This is a genomic window from Gluconobacter sp. OJA (assembly GCF_039638325.1).
Classification (GTDB): Bacteria; Pseudomonadota; Alphaproteobacteria; order Acetobacterales; family Acetobacteraceae; genus Gluconobacter; species Gluconobacter cerinus.
In genome coordinates, this window is record NZ_JBDIWI010000001.1 from 496,545 (window position 1) to 511,879 (window position 15,335).

Annotated in this window: 10 protein-coding genes; 6 read left to right on the forward strand and 4 right to left on the reverse strand. The window is 54.2% G+C overall.

Going from position 1 to position 15,335, the window contains the following annotated elements; translation table 11 throughout:
• The first annotated feature begins 1 nt into the window (after position 1).
• From ABDK75_RS02325 to ABDK75_RS02345, 5 genes are all read left to right on the forward strand, one after another.
• Positions 2 to 1,459 carry an HlyD family type I secretion periplasmic adaptor subunit gene (locus tag ABDK75_RS02325; RefSeq protein WP_211495488.1) on the forward strand — a complete coding sequence of 486 codons (1,458 nt, stop codon included), beginning with the start codon at positions 2 to 4 and terminating at the stop codon, positions 1,457 to 1,459.
• A 63-nt stretch (positions 1,460 to 1,522) separates the two neighbouring features.
• Positions 1,523 to 3,295, forward strand: coding sequence for a tetratricopeptide repeat protein (locus ABDK75_RS02330; RefSeq protein ID WP_064274653.1), 1,773 nt, complete (start codon positions 1,523 to 1,525; stop codon positions 3,293 to 3,295).
• A 6-nt stretch (positions 3,296 to 3,301) separates the two neighbouring features.
• Positions 3,302 to 6,256, forward strand: coding sequence for a glycosyltransferase (locus tag ABDK75_RS02335; protein WP_346004867.1), 2,955 nt, complete (start codon positions 3,302 to 3,304; stop codon positions 6,254 to 6,256).
• A 172-nt stretch (positions 6,257 to 6,428) separates the two neighbouring features.
• Positions 6,429 to 7,352 (forward strand): hypothetical protein, encoded by a 924-nt coding sequence (locus ABDK75_RS02340; RefSeq protein ID WP_346004868.1) that lies wholly within the window; start codon positions 6,429 to 6,431, stop codon positions 7,350 to 7,352.
• Between the two features lie 144 nt (positions 7,353 to 7,496).
• Positions 7,497 to 8,732, forward strand: coding sequence for a glycosyltransferase family 4 protein (locus tag ABDK75_RS02345; RefSeq protein ID WP_339406214.1), 1,236 nt, complete (start codon positions 7,497 to 7,499; stop codon positions 8,730 to 8,732).
• A 16-nt stretch (positions 8,733 to 8,748) separates the two neighbouring features.
• Here the strand turns inward: ABDK75_RS02345 and ABDK75_RS02350 are convergent, their stop codons facing one another.
• Complete coding sequence (locus ABDK75_RS02350) at positions 8,749 to 9,885, reverse strand: hypothetical protein (protein WP_086633436.1); 1,137 nt, start codon at positions 9,883 to 9,885, stop codon at positions 8,749 to 8,751.
• A 218-nt stretch (positions 9,886 to 10,103) separates the two neighbouring features.
• Between ABDK75_RS02350 and ABDK75_RS02355 the strand changes: the two genes are divergently transcribed.
• Positions 10,104 to 10,514 carry a hypothetical protein gene (locus ABDK75_RS02355; RefSeq protein WP_099211732.1) on the forward strand — a complete coding sequence of 137 codons (411 nt, stop codon included), beginning with the start codon at positions 10,104 to 10,106 and terminating at the stop codon, positions 10,512 to 10,514.
• Between the two features lie 45 nt (positions 10,515 to 10,559).
• Here the strand turns inward: ABDK75_RS02355 and ABDK75_RS02360 are convergent, their stop codons facing one another.
• From ABDK75_RS02360 to ABDK75_RS02370, 3 genes are all read right to left on the reverse strand, one after another.
• Positions 10,560 to 11,786, reverse strand: a complete 1,227-nt coding sequence (locus tag ABDK75_RS02360; RefSeq protein ID WP_346004869.1) for a hypothetical protein — start codon at positions 11,784 to 11,786, stop codon at positions 10,560 to 10,562.
• A 163-nt stretch (positions 11,787 to 11,949) separates the two neighbouring features.
• Positions 11,950 to 12,489: a DNA starvation/stationary phase protection protein Dps gene (gene dps, locus ABDK75_RS02365; RefSeq protein WP_046900719.1), complete on the reverse strand. Its 540-nt coding sequence runs from the start codon at positions 12,487 to 12,489 to the stop codon at positions 11,950 to 11,952.
• 59 nt (positions 12,490 to 12,548) lie between these two features.
• On the reverse strand, positions 12,549 to 14,819 hold the full coding sequence (locus ABDK75_RS02370; protein WP_346004870.1) for a glycosyltransferase family 2 protein: 2,271 nt from the start codon (positions 14,817 to 14,819) through the stop codon (positions 12,549 to 12,551).
• Positions 14,820 to 15,335 lie beyond the last annotated feature (516 nt).

Consider the following 15,335-nt stretch of genomic DNA (forward strand, 5'->3'; position numbering starts at 1 on the left):
CATGAGCTCCTCCGACATGATCCCGAACAACGACCAGGCTCCTGAAGAGAATGGTAGTGAAAACTACACCAGCCATGTTCCGCGGACGGCAACAGATCCGTTTGCTCCACAGGGCATGCCTATTGCGCTGCTGGAGTTTCATTCTCCGACGGCTGGTCTGGTCAATCTGCCCGCCACGGCATCTGCGCGGTATACAATTTGGCTGATTGGAGGCCTGTTCCTCGCGTGTCTGGCAGGAATGGCTTTGTTTCCGCTCAATCGAATTGTCAGCACGACGGGACGTCTGGTTTCTACCCAGCCGACCATTGTTGTTCAGCCGCTGGAAACGTCGATTGTTCACTCGATTGATGTTCAGGTCGGCGATTTTGTGAAGAAAGGCCAGGTGCTCGCACATCTGGACCCGACCATCACGAAAGCTGACATGACCAATATGGCCGAGCAGCGAGATTCATATCAGGCTGAACTGGATCGGCTGAAAGCAGAAGCTGACGATCAGGACTACCATGTTGATACGTCAAACCCTGCATCTGTTCGGCAGGGTGCAGCGTTCCTGCGTCGTCGCAATGAATATCGCGCTCATATCCAGAATTACGATCAACAGATCGCTGGCTTGCAAAGCGATATGCAGGGATACCGTGCCAACGCAGCCATGTATGCCAGCAAGATGCGGGTCGCCGATGAAGTTCTGAAAATGCGCCAGCATGAGCAGGCGGATCAGGTTGGATCACGCCTTTCCACGCTTGCCGCGCAGAACGACATGATGGAAGCAGAGCGGGCCGAAATTTCTGCTCAGCAGAACGCCAATTCTGCCGAAAACAAGCTTGCGGCCATGCGGGCGGAACGCGACAGCTACATCGAGAACTGGAAGGCGCAGGTCTACACGACCTTGACCGAGACCCAGCATCATCTTGATGAATACAACAGCTCCTACGAGAAAGCCCGTCTGCGGCAGGACCTGATTCTGCTGAAGGCACCGGAAGATGGCGTTGTCCTTACGATTGCGAAGGCATCCATTGGCTCTGTCCTTCAGTCGGCTGGTCAGTTCATGACGCTTGTCCCCACGGGGTATGGCGTTGAAATGGAATCTGTGGTTCGCGCCTCTGACGCGGCCTTCATCAAAATCGGTGATCATGCTCTCGTAAAGTTTGCTGCATTTCCTTTCACCCAATACGGCGGAGCTGAGGCAACTGTGCGGGTGATCAGCGCAGACTCCTTCGATAAGTCCAGCGCTGGAGCGGGAGGTGATGCCAGTGCGGTTTCCGGTGGCGTCAGTGATGATGTCTATTACCGGGTCCGTCTCCGGATTGATCGTTACACGCTCCACGGGCAGCCAGATTTCTTCCATCCGGCACCTGGTGTTCCAACGACAGCTGATATCGACGTTGGAAAGCGGACCATTCTTCAATACCTCTTCAGTCGTCTAACTCCGACCCTGACAGAGGGTATGAGAGAGCCATAAGGCTGAGAAAACGCCCGGCCAGTCCGGGCGTTTTACATTTTTGCCGTACCCGAGTTGAGCAACATGACATTCAAGCGCCGCATTACGTCTCTCCTCTCTTCCAAAGGAAAGCTGGAGCAGGCGATCCATTTGATGGAGACGGGGGAAACCGTTCGTGGTTTCGCTCTGTTGAGCCGCATGGCGGCTCAAGGCGACATGGAGGCGTCCTTTCGCGTCGGGCGGGCCTATCTGGACGGAGCTGGTGTTCCCCCCAGTCTGGAAGAAGGTGCTCGCTGGATTCTGGGCGCTGCAGAAGCCGGTCATGTCGAAGCGACTTTTGTGCTGGCCACGCTTTATACCGTTGGTCTTCCCGAAGGCTTCGAAATCCGGGCACAAACGGCAGGACTGGATCTTTCTGCCCGTCCCGTCTCTGGCGAAAGGCATCCTGATTTTCATCAGGGCCGTCACTGGGCACAGGTCGCCGCAGATGCGGGTTCGGCCGATGCTCAAGCTTTGCTGGGCTATATTCTTACAAATGGTCCGGAAGACCTGCGTGATCTTCCTCGTGCTCGTGCTTTGTACGAACAGTCTGCTGCAGCCGGATGTTCTCAGGGCCATCTGGGGCTGGCACTGGCTATTTTACATTCAGCAGAGACGGAGGATGCCCGGGAGATTGCGGCATCCCATTTGAAAGAGGCAACCAAGGGCGGTTTAGGCACTGCCTTCGACATTCTTGGTCGCATGAGTGAGGCCGGTGCAGGTGTTCCACAGGATATGGGGGCTGCGGCCCGCTATTACCGTCAGGCTGCTGAGCGTAATATCGTCGGCGCACAGGCACGCTATGGCCTGTTTCTGCTGGAAGGCGTTGGCGTTGAGCTGCACTATGGGCGTGCTGAAACCTGGTTGCGCCGTGCTGCCCTGAACGGAGATGCAGAGTCTGCTGCGCTCCTGGGTGACCTTTATGCCAAGGGCGGAGAGCTGCCACCTAATCTTATGGAGGCGGCGAGCTGGTATCGGCTGGCTGCAGAGCAGAAACACGGTGGGGCAGCTCGCGCCCTTGGATTGCTTTACCTGACTGGGAATGGCGTCCATCGAGACCCGGATGTGGCGACGCACTGGTTTCGTGTGGCCTCAGAATCCGGAGACCATCATGCCGATGCAGATTTCGGGAATCTGATTTTGACGGGCGCGTCTGCGACAGATGATCAGAAGCAGGCTCTGAAGGAACGTTTCGAGCGCGCTGCAGAAAAGGGTGATCTGGTTGGTGCCTTTAATCTGGGCGTATGCTTTGCGGAAGGGGTCGGCAGCACGCAGGATGCAGCGGAAGCAGCCCGCTGGATGCAGAAAGCCACAGACGGCGTTGTGAATGCGCAGTTCTGGTACGGGCGGATGTTGTTGGAAGGGCGCGGCGTTCAGCCTGACCCGACACAGGCAATGCATTGGATGGAAAAGGCCGCCGATGCGGGTATGGCTGAAGCTCAGGTCGCCGTTGCGCAGCTTCTGGTCACGGGGCAAATCAATGGTCGGCGTGACCATGCGCGGGCTCTGAGTCTTTATCAGGCAGCAGCAGACAGCGGAAATACAGACGCAATGTTCTCATTGGCTGCAATGTATGGCGGCGGTCATGACGTCGAAGAGAACCGGTCAGACGCACAGAAATGGTTTCGAAAGGCGGCCCAGCGGGGAAATGGCCTGGCGCAGCTGATGTTGGGCCGATATCTGGTGCGTGGCATTGCGGGTGTGACGGACCTCGTTGAGGGACGGAGCTGGCTGGAACGCGCCAAGGCTCAGGGCATTCAGGACGCGGAAGCCGAACTTATTAATCTCGATGATGCCCGCGCTGACGAGGACGATTGATTTTACGTGTCTTCTGACAAAGAGCGCCCGGATCTGACCGGTACGACCTCCCGCGCGGCTTTTGGCGGGTATGGTCACGAAGTTACAGATCAGGAAAGGGCAGAGTGGCGGGACGTCATGAACGCCCGGGCGCAGACGGCTTTCAGGCGTGGTCAGGAGGCAATGCAGACCGGGCGTTTGCAGGATGGCCTCTTCTGGCTTGAACGAGCCGAGCGCATGGCCCGTCAGAGCCCAAATGTGACATGGGCTCTGGCGCTGGCTTATTTGCAGGTAGGCCGGGTCGCTGAATGTCTCATTCGTATGGAGCAGTTGTATCACGTCTTTGGACTGCGTGAGGCTGCCTTCCTGTCAGTCGTGTGTCTGTTCAGACAAAAACGGACAGAAGAAGCGGCGTCCCGTATGGGGCAAACCCTATCACGTTTCCACATCCTGCCAGAGCTTCGGGACCTTGCGACGCAGCTCTCAATACAGAGTGGACTGGCGGGCTGGTGCACGGCTTCAAATGGCGGTTGGGTCGACGTTCACGCATCTGGAATCTGCCGTGTTCTGCTGGATGGCGTGGCCGTTGGGCGCGGGGTCAGTGGACGCCACACTTTACCTGACGGGTGGCAGAAGGGTGGCCATCTGGAAGTTCGGTTAGGGCGGAAGCATGTTCTGGGAAGTCCGATCGACATTCAGGCATTAACGCGCTGTGAGTCCCTAGTGCAGGCAACAGCCAACGGTCTGGACGGCTGGATCTGGTATCCGGCCGAGCCTGATCATGTGCCGTCCCTGCGACTTTGGGACGGAGATGTTTTGCAGGTTCCGGCCCTGGCGACGAACGTGGATAGTGATGTTCCCCTCTCTAGGCCTCGTGTCTTTGCCATTCCAAGAAATGCGCTGCCAGCTGGGGATAACGGCCTTCTGATGGTCGAGGATGAACAGGGGAGGCCGTTGTCCGGTGCCCCAGTTGATCCGATGATTGGACAGCTTCTGGAAGGAGATAATGATCTTCCAGCGCGCCTGTCCCCTATTCCGGTTGTGCCGTGGAACCATCGTCCGGCTTATGACCGGGTAAGCCCCGGATGCGCGATTGTCATTCCGGTCTATCGTGACAAAACAGGGACGCTCGCCTGTCTGCAAAGTGTACTGAAAACCGTCCCTGCGGATGTTGATGTCATTGTGGTGGACGATGCCACACCAGAGCCTACCTTGGCCGCGGCGTTGGATGATCTTGCTTTAAAAGGACAGATTACTCTCCTTCGCCACGCCTGCAATCTTGGTTTCCCTACCTCCGCAAATGATGGAATGCGTGCGGGGTCTGGCCGGGATATTATTCTCCTGAACAGCGATACCATTGTGTTTCCGGGATGGGTCGAGCGTTTGCGAGCTCGTTTGACCACGACGGATGTTGGCACACTGACACCCTTTTCAAACGATGCCAGTATCCTGTCCTATCCGGCAGTTGACCAGACAAACAACGTTCCTGCCAGAGCTGAGGCTAGAGAGCTGGATCGTTTGTGCGCGCGTCAGTTTTCCGCGGATGCCGCCCAGATAGATCTTCCGACGGGCAATGGCTTTTGCATGGCCATTACGGCGGACTGTCTGGCTGAAACAGGCTTCTTTCGCGAAGATCTGTTTGGCCAGGGATACGGGGAGGAAAACGACTTTTGCCTGCGAGCGTCAACTCTGGGTTTTCGTCATTTGCCTGCACCTGACGTGTATGTCGCCCATGTGGGGTCAGTGTCTTTCGGAAGCAGCCGCAAGGCGCTGATGGCGCGAAACCTCGATATTTTGAATGCCCTGCATCCCGGATATGACGCGGTAGTTGCTGCTTTTCTGAAGTCTGACCCGCTTTTGGAACTCCGGAGAACGCTGGATGTGGATCGTCTGGCGCAACGCCGAGGTAACCGGCCGTCAATTTTACTTATTCAACATGATGCTGGCGGTGGCGTAGGGCGTGCCGTTCATCACAGAGCAGTCGACTTTGAGCGGCGGGGCCTCTTGCCTCTCGGGTTGCGGCCGACGGAGCAGGGCTGCCTGCTAGAGTGTTTGTCGGACGAGACGGAGACTTTCCCCAATCTGAAATTCAAGCTGCCGGAAGAGCTTCCATTTCTTGTGGATGTCCTGTCTCGGCTTGGTGTGCAGAAAGTGGAGTGGCACCACCTTGTTGGTCATGCGCCCTGCATTCGGACGCTGCATCACGCGCTGAATGTTCCATATGATATCTTCATTCATGATCATATCTGGTTCTGTCCCCGTATTTCGCTTCTCAATGGGGAGGGTCGATATTGCGGGGAACCGGATGTCGCTGGATGTGAAGCCTGTGTCTCACGCTGGGGAAGCTATCTTGGGGAAAAGATCACCGTCCCCGAGTTGATCGAGCGATCTGATCGAGAGTTTCGTGGCGCAGGGCAATTACTGGTGCCGTCACGGGACACTGCACAGCGCCTGTCACGCCATTTTCCCGGTATGGATTTCCGTGTCACGCCCCTAGAAGACGATGTCGCTCTGCTGGCCAATTTGCCTGAAAAGACAATGATTGTGCCGGGCCGCCCATTGCGAATCTGTATTGTCGGTGGGTTGAGTCAATGGAAAGGCTATGACGTTGTTCTGGCAATGGCCCATCATGTTGCAAGAATGCCGGTCCAGATCGAGTTGATACTTGTGGGGCATACGCCAGATGATGAAGCTTTAATTGCAGCTGGCGTCCGAGTTACAGGAGAATACCGGGAGGATGAGGCTGTCAGCCTTGTTCAGAAGCAATATGCCGATATAGGCCTTATTCCCTCTATTGCGCCTGAAACCTGGTGCTATGCATTGGGGTTATTATGGAAAAGCGGCTTGCCTGTGGTGTGCTTCGATATCGGTGCGCAGTCAGAGCGTGTGAAACGTAGTGGTCGCGGGGGCGTCATGCCCTTGGGTATGCCTGTTGAGTTAATGCTGGCTTTTATTTTGCGTTGCTGGCGCGAGGGAAGTTGAGATGAACGGGTTTACGCTTCGACTGGAAAGAGTAAAATATAAAACAGGAACAGAGCAGATCATCCTTCCTGAAGACAGCTCATAGACTGGTCCTCCAGTTATGGAGTGTCTGGTGTAGCGCGGACCTGAAGATTTTTTTCCTCCCGATAGACGGGAACAAGTGGAGTAGGGAATGTCAAAGACGGCTGAAGCACCGACGCAGAATCGGGTCATTGACCTCAAGGCTGGTGCTCACATGATGGTGCTGGATGCAGGTATCTTCTGCATCTTCCATGCCGCCGGGCAACCTGCACCGGGTCCTGCCGGTCTGCCTGGCGTCCGTATCTCCCGCGCACCCGGGACGCCCGCTGGCATCGTAACAGTCAGCACCTTTGAGGAAGATGGCTGGATCGGTGCATCCAGTGGTGCTGCTCTGGTCCGCGTGACGCGTGGCCCTGCTGCTGTTCTGGTGACGACGTATCAGGAGCCGAATAGTCAAGCCGAAGCCCCAAAGATCCAGGTCGCTCAGCTCGCCGGCCCTACGTCGACAGCTCCTGCTGCTGTTGTTGCGGCAGAATCTGCAACCGCTCCTGCACCAGCAGCATCTGGCGTGGCAGAAATCTCTGCCCATGTTCAGCGTCAAGGCGACGTCGCTGCTCCGATCGGGGAATGGATGGGCACGCCGGGCAGTCAGGCGTGGATCGAAGGTTTTGCCATCGCTCCGAAAACCAGTATTCCGACGTCCGACATCGAGTATCAGGCTGTTCTTGGTAAGGGATGGCTCTCCCCTTGGTCCGAAGGCGGTCAGTACTGTGGTTCCCGTGGAATGGCACTGCCAATTCTCGGATTGCGCGTGCGGTTGAAGGGCGAGTCAGCGCAGACGCATCATGTGCGCCTGTCTTCCACGTTCACGGATGGCACACGTCTGGGCCCTGTAGACGGAACTGATGCACTTGAAGCAGACAGCCTTGCTCCGCTTGAGGCGTTCTTGCTTGAAATTATTCCGAATGATGCCGCCGAAGAGGCTCCGGTAAAGGCACCGGCAAAGACCGCTGCGAGCAAGGCTGCAAAAACAACCAAGGCGCCTGCCAAACGCAAGGCAAGCTCTGCAGACTGAATTGAGTAGAGGCTGTTCACTCCCCGGAGTGAACAGCCTCTACGGGCTCTTGCAAATGACAAGGGTCGCTTCATACAGCACCTGAGGTCTTTTGTTATTTAGACCTCTTAGTGGCTAGATCTTCTCCAGCAGCCGGGATTTGGTGTGCGCTTCCTTTTTGTTCATCAGAATTTTCCTGGCCAGTTCTTACATTTCGTGCGTCACCTGCATGAGCAGGGTGGCCATGAGATCGTTTTCATTTCCGAGGCAAATGCGGGTGAGGTGCCTGGAGTCAGGCGTGTCATCTATCGGGTGCCTCGTTTGCCATCCTCATCTACGCATCCCCATCTCAGAGAATTTGAATACGGGATACTCCGAGCAGAAGCCGTTGCGACCGCTGCTAAAACCCTCAAGCAGTTGGGGTATGAGCCTGACATCATCATCGGACATCACGGCTGGGGAGAGCTCCTGAACCTCGGGGATGTTTTTCCGGGGTGTCCGATACTCGGATATTTCGAGTTTTTCTATCACGCCGACCGGAACGATGTTGGGTTCGACCCTGAATTTCCGTCCAGCCCGGACCTTGCGGCTGCGGTACGAATCAAGAATTCGATCAATCTACAAGCTCTTTCCCAGACCAATGGCTACGGCCAGACGCCAACACAGTTCCAGCGATCAACTTATCCGGCCTGGGCACAGGAGAAAATTTCGCTTCTTCGCGAAGGTGTAAACCTCGATCTTTGCAAGCCAGAGCCACAGGCTCGGAAGCGCAATCTCGTCATTAATGGCGTCAAGATTGGTCCACGGGATGCTCTTATTACGTATGTCGCGCGTAATCTGGAGCCGTATCGCGGTTTTCACTCTGTAATGCGTGCCCTGCCTCGTATTCTTGCTGAACGTAAAGATGCTCATATCATCATGGTGGGCGGTGATCAGGTAAGCTATGGCGCTCCTCCGCCGGGGCGGGGAAGTTGGCGCGAGATCCTGCTCAAGGAGCTTGAGGGCCAACTGGACCTCAACAGAATCCATTTCGTCGGCAAGGTTGCCTATGACGACTTCCGAGCGCTGTTGAAGCGCTCAGACGCGCATCTTTACCTGACATATCCATTCGTTGCGTCCTGGTCCCTGAGAGAGGCTATGGCAACGGGCTGTCCGATTGTTGGAAGTGATACAGCACCTGTCAGTGAGTTTATCACAGATGGTCTGACAGGGCGGCTAGTACCGTTCCTTGAGCCGGATCGTATTGCGGATGTTGTTCTGGAACTGCTTGAAGACCGCAAGCAGGCGCGTCGTCTGGGCCAGGATGCGCGCCGTTATGCTGAAGCTGAGTTGTGTCTACAGGGTTACCTGAAGCGCTACGACGCTCTGGTGCAGGAAATCGTCAGCGGGCATCACCGCTGACGATATAGCCAGTTTCTTACTGACTGTGCCAGGATGCGTTACCTTTGTAATGCACCTCATACTCTTCAACGAAGTCATTGAAACGGGCTTGGTCATCTATCCGAAGCACGGGAAGCTGTGCCTTGAGTTCGAGGCTCTGGAAGAGCGCCCGGCTCACGGCACGATTCAGAACGCCTGGGCCGGTCTTGAAGGCAATGTAGAGGCCGGGATGACGGAACATGTTGGCCCACGCCGTCATCAGGGCATTGGCAATGACTGGATGCGAGGCTGTTGCTCCAAAAAAATCATTGTGAAGGACGTAGTTGTCGGTGGTGAATAGCTGGCAAGTCGTTGGAATGGTGGCGAGGGCATTCCATTCTTCATCAGACTTGATGCGCAGGTCTGCATCAATCCACCAGCCGCCTTTTGCCAAAATGACGTGCAAGCGCAAGAGATCAGCGCCTTCTGCCGGGTGACGGACCTGCTGGAAAAGGTCGGATGCTTCCTTTCCGTAGTGGTCGTACAACCATTTGGTCGCTGTTTCCCGTGTGAAGATCGTAAAGCGATCTCCCAGCATGTTCTGATGGTATTCAATATTCTCGCTGATCTCTACGGGCGGGTTCGCGTCCCAGTACATGTAGAGGTGGTGGGGTATTTGAGGCTGCGACTTTGGAAAGCCGTCTTCACCGAAAGAGCGGATCCAGCGGAGAGCGATTTCAAGATAAAGGCGATCGATCTCTTCGCCCGAGTGAAACTCCTCAAAGCAGTTTCCAATCAGTTTCAGGCTTTCATCGAAATTATTTTCACGCCAGGCCGCCCGAATTCCGCGGATATAATTTGCCTGCGGGAACGAATACTTTTCTAATTCAAGTATTTCTTCTTCAGGAAGCGCTTCACTGGCTTTGAGAAGGCATAGGAGCCGCACTTGTAGAAGTGATTGGGGTAAAGGATATTCTGTTTGGCTCTTGCTGTGCAGATCCAAGGCGCGTCTGTAGAAAAATGAAGCTTCTTTAACGTTGCTGTGGATATGGAGAATATTTGCGATGGCAAATGAATGCTCTACCGTATCTGCGCCATGTTTCTCGAAATATGCGAGGGCTTGTCCGTCACCTGCGAGGGTTGCCGCTGTGATGGACGGAGCATTATCGGATTCATGGTCAATATTCTGAGTCATCAATACCACTTGCGCGAATGTGTGAGCTAATCCGTAGCTTTGTCTCTTTGCAGATAGGACTACTCTGAAGCCAGGCGCAATAGGATCTTCAATTTGATTATATCTAAGACGTGCAACTCACATTTCCTGTGATCCTCAGGCATGCTATTTTCCAAACCCAATAAAATGGCGGCAATCCTCCGAAATGATAGATTCGGGGGCAGCAGGGAGAAAATTTTATGTCTGGCGAAATGCTTCCTGGCCTTGCGGTCTTGGTTGAGGGCTGGGTCATCAAGAAAGATGCAACGCTGGCTCCTCAGCGCATGACCAGCGACGATATTCAAGATCTGGCCAAGGCGACCGTCGAAACCTTGAAAGAGCGCGCTCTGGGCGATGTGGAAAACGGCTGGGGCAGCTTGCAGACATTAACGGGCGGCTGGGTTGTGCAGCGCGAGCGAGGCAAAGTGCCCACCCCGTTGGGAAAAGAAGATTTTCGGAAATTTGTGATGCTGGCGCTTGAGGGAATGGCTCAGCAGCCTTCAGGCTCAACTGTTTTGAGCGATGATGTCGATGAACTGTCTATTGAAGATGAAGCACCATCCCTAGATGCTTTTCGCTTTGCCAGAGAGCATCTCCAGCGCTGCCTGTGAAAGAAACCTGGCCCCGAAAGAAAAGCTTTCGGGGCCAGTAAGCCCTCAGGCTGTGTACCAGGAAGGCAGCTGGGTTTTGTAAGGTGTATCAAATTCTTCAATCATGTCGTTGAAGACATGGTGGTCGAAGACTTCGATGGATTTTGCAGGTGTCCGGCCCTTGAGGGACCGATGGGCAATCCGGTTCAGTGCACGGTTAAAGATGTCTGGACCCGTTTTGTAGGCAATGAAAAGTCCTTGGTGCAGATAGCAGTTCCGATACAGGGACAGCAGGCAGTCCGTCAGGACGTCGCTGTTAGCAACAGATCCGAAAAAGTCATTATGAACGACGTGATTGTGCGTAAGGAAGAAGGCTGAACCTTCCTTGCGCTCTGCCATGAACTGTAGCGCTGCATCGCTCTTGACTCGAATGTCGGCATCCAGCCACCAGCCACCAAGGAGCTGGATGACGTGGACGCGCAGGAAATCAGCAGCCTCAGCTGGGTGGCGGGCACTCAGGAACAGTGTGCGGGCTTCAATCCCGTAATTGTCGTAAAGCCACTCAGCAGCTTCTTCCTTATCGAAGGTTTTGACTTCAAAGCTGGAGATCGCTTTGTGATAGTCAAAATTCTTCTGGATTTCTGCTGGCGGATTTTTATCCCAATAGAGAAACATCTTCCGTGGAATACGATTATAAATATCGTCGCCCTGCGGAGTTGCTGAAAATACAGATGGGGAGGCTCTAAGCGCGACTTCCAATGCGACAGAATCAACTTCTTCGCCTGTATGGAATTCGTCGTAAGCATTACCCATAATGTTCAGGGCATCACGTGGTGGCGTTCCACGCCAGGCGTGGGATGTCCCATCGATATAGTTTGCAAACGGGATATTCAGGCTGCGCAGCTCAGCGAGTTCATGTTGCGGAATGGGCTGGCCTGCCTTGAGCAGGCAGAGAAGCCGGACCTGCAAAAGTGACTGTGCCAAAGGATACTGCGTGGGAGACTTGGAATGCAGTTCAAACGCACGGCCGTAATATGTCGCGGCTTCGGCTACGCTGCGGTTGGTGTGCAGAATATTGGCAAGCGCAAAAGCATGTTCAACAGTGTCTGCGCCATGCTGTGCGAGATATGCCGCAGCCTGAGGGTCCGGTAGTTCTGCTGAAGCGGGCGCCGGTGGCGCTGCAGGTTCTTCGGCGGCATTGGAAGGTGGCGTATCTTCTTCTCTCAAGGCTTCCCATTCGGACAGATCCCAAGCCGCGCTGTCTTGGTGTGTCGTTTGATCTTCGGAAGTCATGCCTATTGTCCCGCTTCAGGAAAGTCGTGATCAAGGCTCACCTCAGGCGGCGCCTTTTGTGCCTTTATTGGTAATCGCGATATTGTTGAGGGGCAAGTGCCACAATAAAAAACGGAGCGGCCCAAGACCGCTCCGTTTTCAGGCTCAGTAATGCAGGCGCGTATTAGGCGCGCTTGCCTTCGTGGTCACCATCACGCATCTGGCCGGTCGGTTCCTGCACGTGGGCTTCCAGGAACCACAGGTGCTTGTCCAGACCACGGGAAACCTCGGTGAAAAGGTCGGACGTGTCATCGTCGCCTGCTTCGTCCGTGATCTTGATGGCTTCACGCACGTTGTTTGCAACAGTGGCGTAGCGATCAATCAGAGCGGCAATATGGTCTGCAACCCGGTAGATGTCGGTCGGGTATGGCTTGCAAGATGAATTCTTGGAGACATCCTGCACAGTCCCATATGCCGTGCCACCGAGCTGCGTTGCACGCTCTGCTGTTGTGTCCACAAAATCGTCAATGCTGGTACGGAAGCCATCCAGCATTTCGTGGACACCGATGAACTGTGGTCCCTTGAGGTTCCAGTGTGCCTGCTTGGTGATCAGGGCAAGATCAATCAGATCGGCCAGACGGGCGTTAAGCGTTTCGATTGAAACGCTTTTCGTGTTGTCCGCTGTATCGTTCTGCGTGACATGGCGATTGGACTTGGTGGCCATGATAGGTCTCCTGCAAGAGGGTTCGTTATCCGAATAAACGCCGAAACCTCAATTTGGTTTCACAGTGTTTCCGGATCCACAAGATCGAAAAATGGCTGCTGATCTACTGTAAAGTAGCGAGGATATGACGGATCCCGTTCGAAAAGTGGATTGTCACTCCAACGAGCTAGCATGGTCTGGGTTTCATGAAAGAAGCGGGCTTCATGTTCCGGACGATCATCGCTGCCACGGGACAGGCTTTCATGATGATAGGCCACCACTTCTGCAGAGAAGATGATGCGATAACCCGCATCGCGAATTTTCAGGCAAAGATCGACGTCGTTATAGGCGACTGTCAGTTCTTTTTCGTCGAACCCACCAATTTCATGAAAGACGTCTGACCGGACCAGCATCGCTGCTGCCGTGACGGCCGTGACTTCATGTGAAAGCATGGTGCGTCCAATGTAACCATATTCCGTCACTGGATCACCGCGGTGAACATGAGCGCCTATGCCTGCCGGCCCGACGATCACGCCTGCATGCTGGATCGTATCGTTCGGATAGAGGAGCTTCGCGCCGACTGCTCCGATATCTGGCGCGGCGAGGGCTTCTCCGATGGCAATATGAAGCCAGTTAGAATGTTCAACGAAAACATCGTTGTTCATGAACATCAGATAGTCGGCACTGGTCTGTTCAACAGCAAGGTTGTTGAGGCGTGAATAGTTAAAGGGTTCCTCAACCGTCAGGACTGACACGCGCGGGCGCTTCTGTATCTCGCTGATGAAATCAATTGTTTCATCCTCGACTGACCAGTTGTTGACCAGAATGATATCAAAATTTTTGTATGCGGTTTTATTGAGGAGGGCATCAACACACTGACGCGTGGTTTCAACCTGATCTTTGAACGGAATGATAATGGTGACTTTTGGGGCTTTTTTGGTCAGCCACTCAACGCCATAGAGCGTGAGCCCACGGATTGAAGAGACTTTGGCTTTGATCTTTCGGCGTTTGAGATGGTCATGCACACACCGGACGCCTGCTTCGATGGCATAGGTCTTGTTGGCGACATTAACGGCTGTGGAATTGGGTGTTTTACGCCAGTGATAGAGAACTTCGGGAACGTGATGAATTTCTGAAGGCGACAGGATTTCCGTTGCTCGCAGAACGAAATCGTGGTCCTGCGCGCCATCATAGTCGGACTTCAGGTGGCCGATTTTACGCATGGTTTCTGCTTCAACCATCGTCAGGTGACAGATGTAGTTGCAGCCCAGAAGATAACGATAATTGAAATCGGGTTTGAGGTTAGGTTCCAGGAAATATCCGGCTTGGTCAATCTTGTCTTCGTCCGAATAAAGGAGCTTGGCCCCTGTCTCCAAAGCCGCATGAACCATCACTTCAACGGCGACATCGACCATGAGGTCATCATGGTCAAAAAAGACCACATAATCGCCTAGGGCTGCATCCATTCCGGCATTTGTTGCACCCGAAATGCCTGCATTTTTCGCGAGAGGCACAGCACGGATGCGCTGGTCTGCTTTGCAGAACTGCTCAATGACGGCAGTCGTCTGTGCGCATTTCCCGGCATCATCGACGATGATGAGTTCCCAATTCGAATAGGTCTGAGACAGGACTGAATTGACGGCTGCTTCAAAGTCACTTTTCAAGGGCCGATAGGTCGGACAAAGAATGGAAACCAGAGGTTCAGTGCGGGTGCTGCCCTGGAGTTGACGCTGTTTGGCGACGCGCTCTCTCAAAAGAGAGTAGTATTTATGTGCCCAGCGATTGTAATCGCCAAGGTTATAGCCGCGTCTCGGAACAAGATCCCTGACTTCCTGACGCAATTCAGAAAGCTTCCTGTGGAGCCCGTCTATGGTTCCCAGAAGGTCAACGAGGCGTGTTTCCAAAGCATCGTCAGCAAGGGACGTAATAAAAGGACTTCCGTTCAGCTCGGTCCGGTCCGGAAGGGTGACAACCTGGAATTTGTGCGGCGCGCTCCCCCGAAGCCGCTGAGGAATGGGAATTTCGAAGCCGCAGTTCGGGTCGCACCCCAGAACGGCTGCGACATCTCCTCGATATCGGTCTGCTCTGGTTTGCGCCATTGGAACACCGTCAACAATGACGGAGATCATGCATCGACCGTGCTGCTCGGCGCCCGGCTTATCAACGCAGAGAATCCAGCCCCGAAGCGCGCCCTGCTTCACGCCGTCAATGTAGCTTTGATATTGAGGTAAAGATTTTTCGGAAAAATGAATGATGGCCGCAGGAGGAACGTCCGGGGTTGACGGATTGGCTAACGGCAGAGCTGTACGATCAGGAAAACGGATGGAAAATTCGTGACGTTTTCCATCCATGAATTTTTCCGGAATGGAAAATTCAAACCCTACCTTTGGTGTGGGCAACTGAAGGGCGGACTGAACGTCTGGTCGCTCTTGATCGCATGCGATCTGCATGACCTCTTGTTGGTCGATCAAAACGTGAAGTAGGACCGATCCCTGCCTACGACTATCTACCGCCCAGCCGCGAGCTGTGCCATTCTCAAACAGATCAAGATGTCCAGTAAATGGGCCAAACGTCGTTGGGAGTGATTGGTTCAACGCCACTGGTTTCCTGCTCCGTTTCTATGCATTCGTAATTTTATCGAAAGACAAAATTAAGGCCTACTTTCTGGCATGTTAAATCAATTGCCGAAACGGGTCTTGGTGATCTGATTTCGCATCGAGCGAAAAAAATGTGTCGCGAGTGACATAAATCTTTCATGCCCTGCCTGGTCCACGCCGGTTGTCCTTCTGGGTTGGGACGGCTAATGCACGGAAGTGGCGGCATCTGCCGTCAGTGTGCACCAGTTATCACAGCCAGAGCCTTTGACG

Coding starts and splice junctions, on each gene's coding strand:
- ABDK75_RS02325 (WP_211495488.1), top strand. CDS start 2: ATGAGCTCCTCCGACATGATCCCGAACAACGACCAGGCTCCTGAAGAG.
- ABDK75_RS02330 (WP_064274653.1), top strand. CDS start 1,523: ATGACATTCAAGCGCCGCATTACGTCTCTCCTCTCTTCCAAAGGAAAG.
- ABDK75_RS02340 (WP_346004868.1), top strand. CDS start 6,429: ATGTCAAAGACGGCTGAAGCACCGACGCAGAATCGGGTCATTGACCTC.
- ABDK75_RS02350 (WP_086633436.1), bottom strand. CDS start 9,885: ATGACTCAGAATATTGACCATGAATCCGATAATGCTCCGTCCATCACA.
- ABDK75_RS02355 (WP_099211732.1), top strand. CDS start 10,104: ATGTCTGGCGAAATGCTTCCTGGCCTTGCGGTCTTGGTTGAGGGCTGG.
- ABDK75_RS02360 (WP_346004869.1), bottom strand. CDS start 11,786: ATGACTTCCGAAGATCAAACGACACACCAAGACAGCGCGGCTTGGGAT.
- dps (WP_046900719.1), bottom strand. CDS start 12,489: ATGGCCACCAAGTCCAATCGCCATGTCACGCAGAACGATACAGCGGAC.
- ABDK75_RS02370 (WP_346004870.1), bottom strand. CDS start 14,819: ATGGATGGAAAACGTCACGAATTTTCCATCCGTTTTCCTGATCGTACA.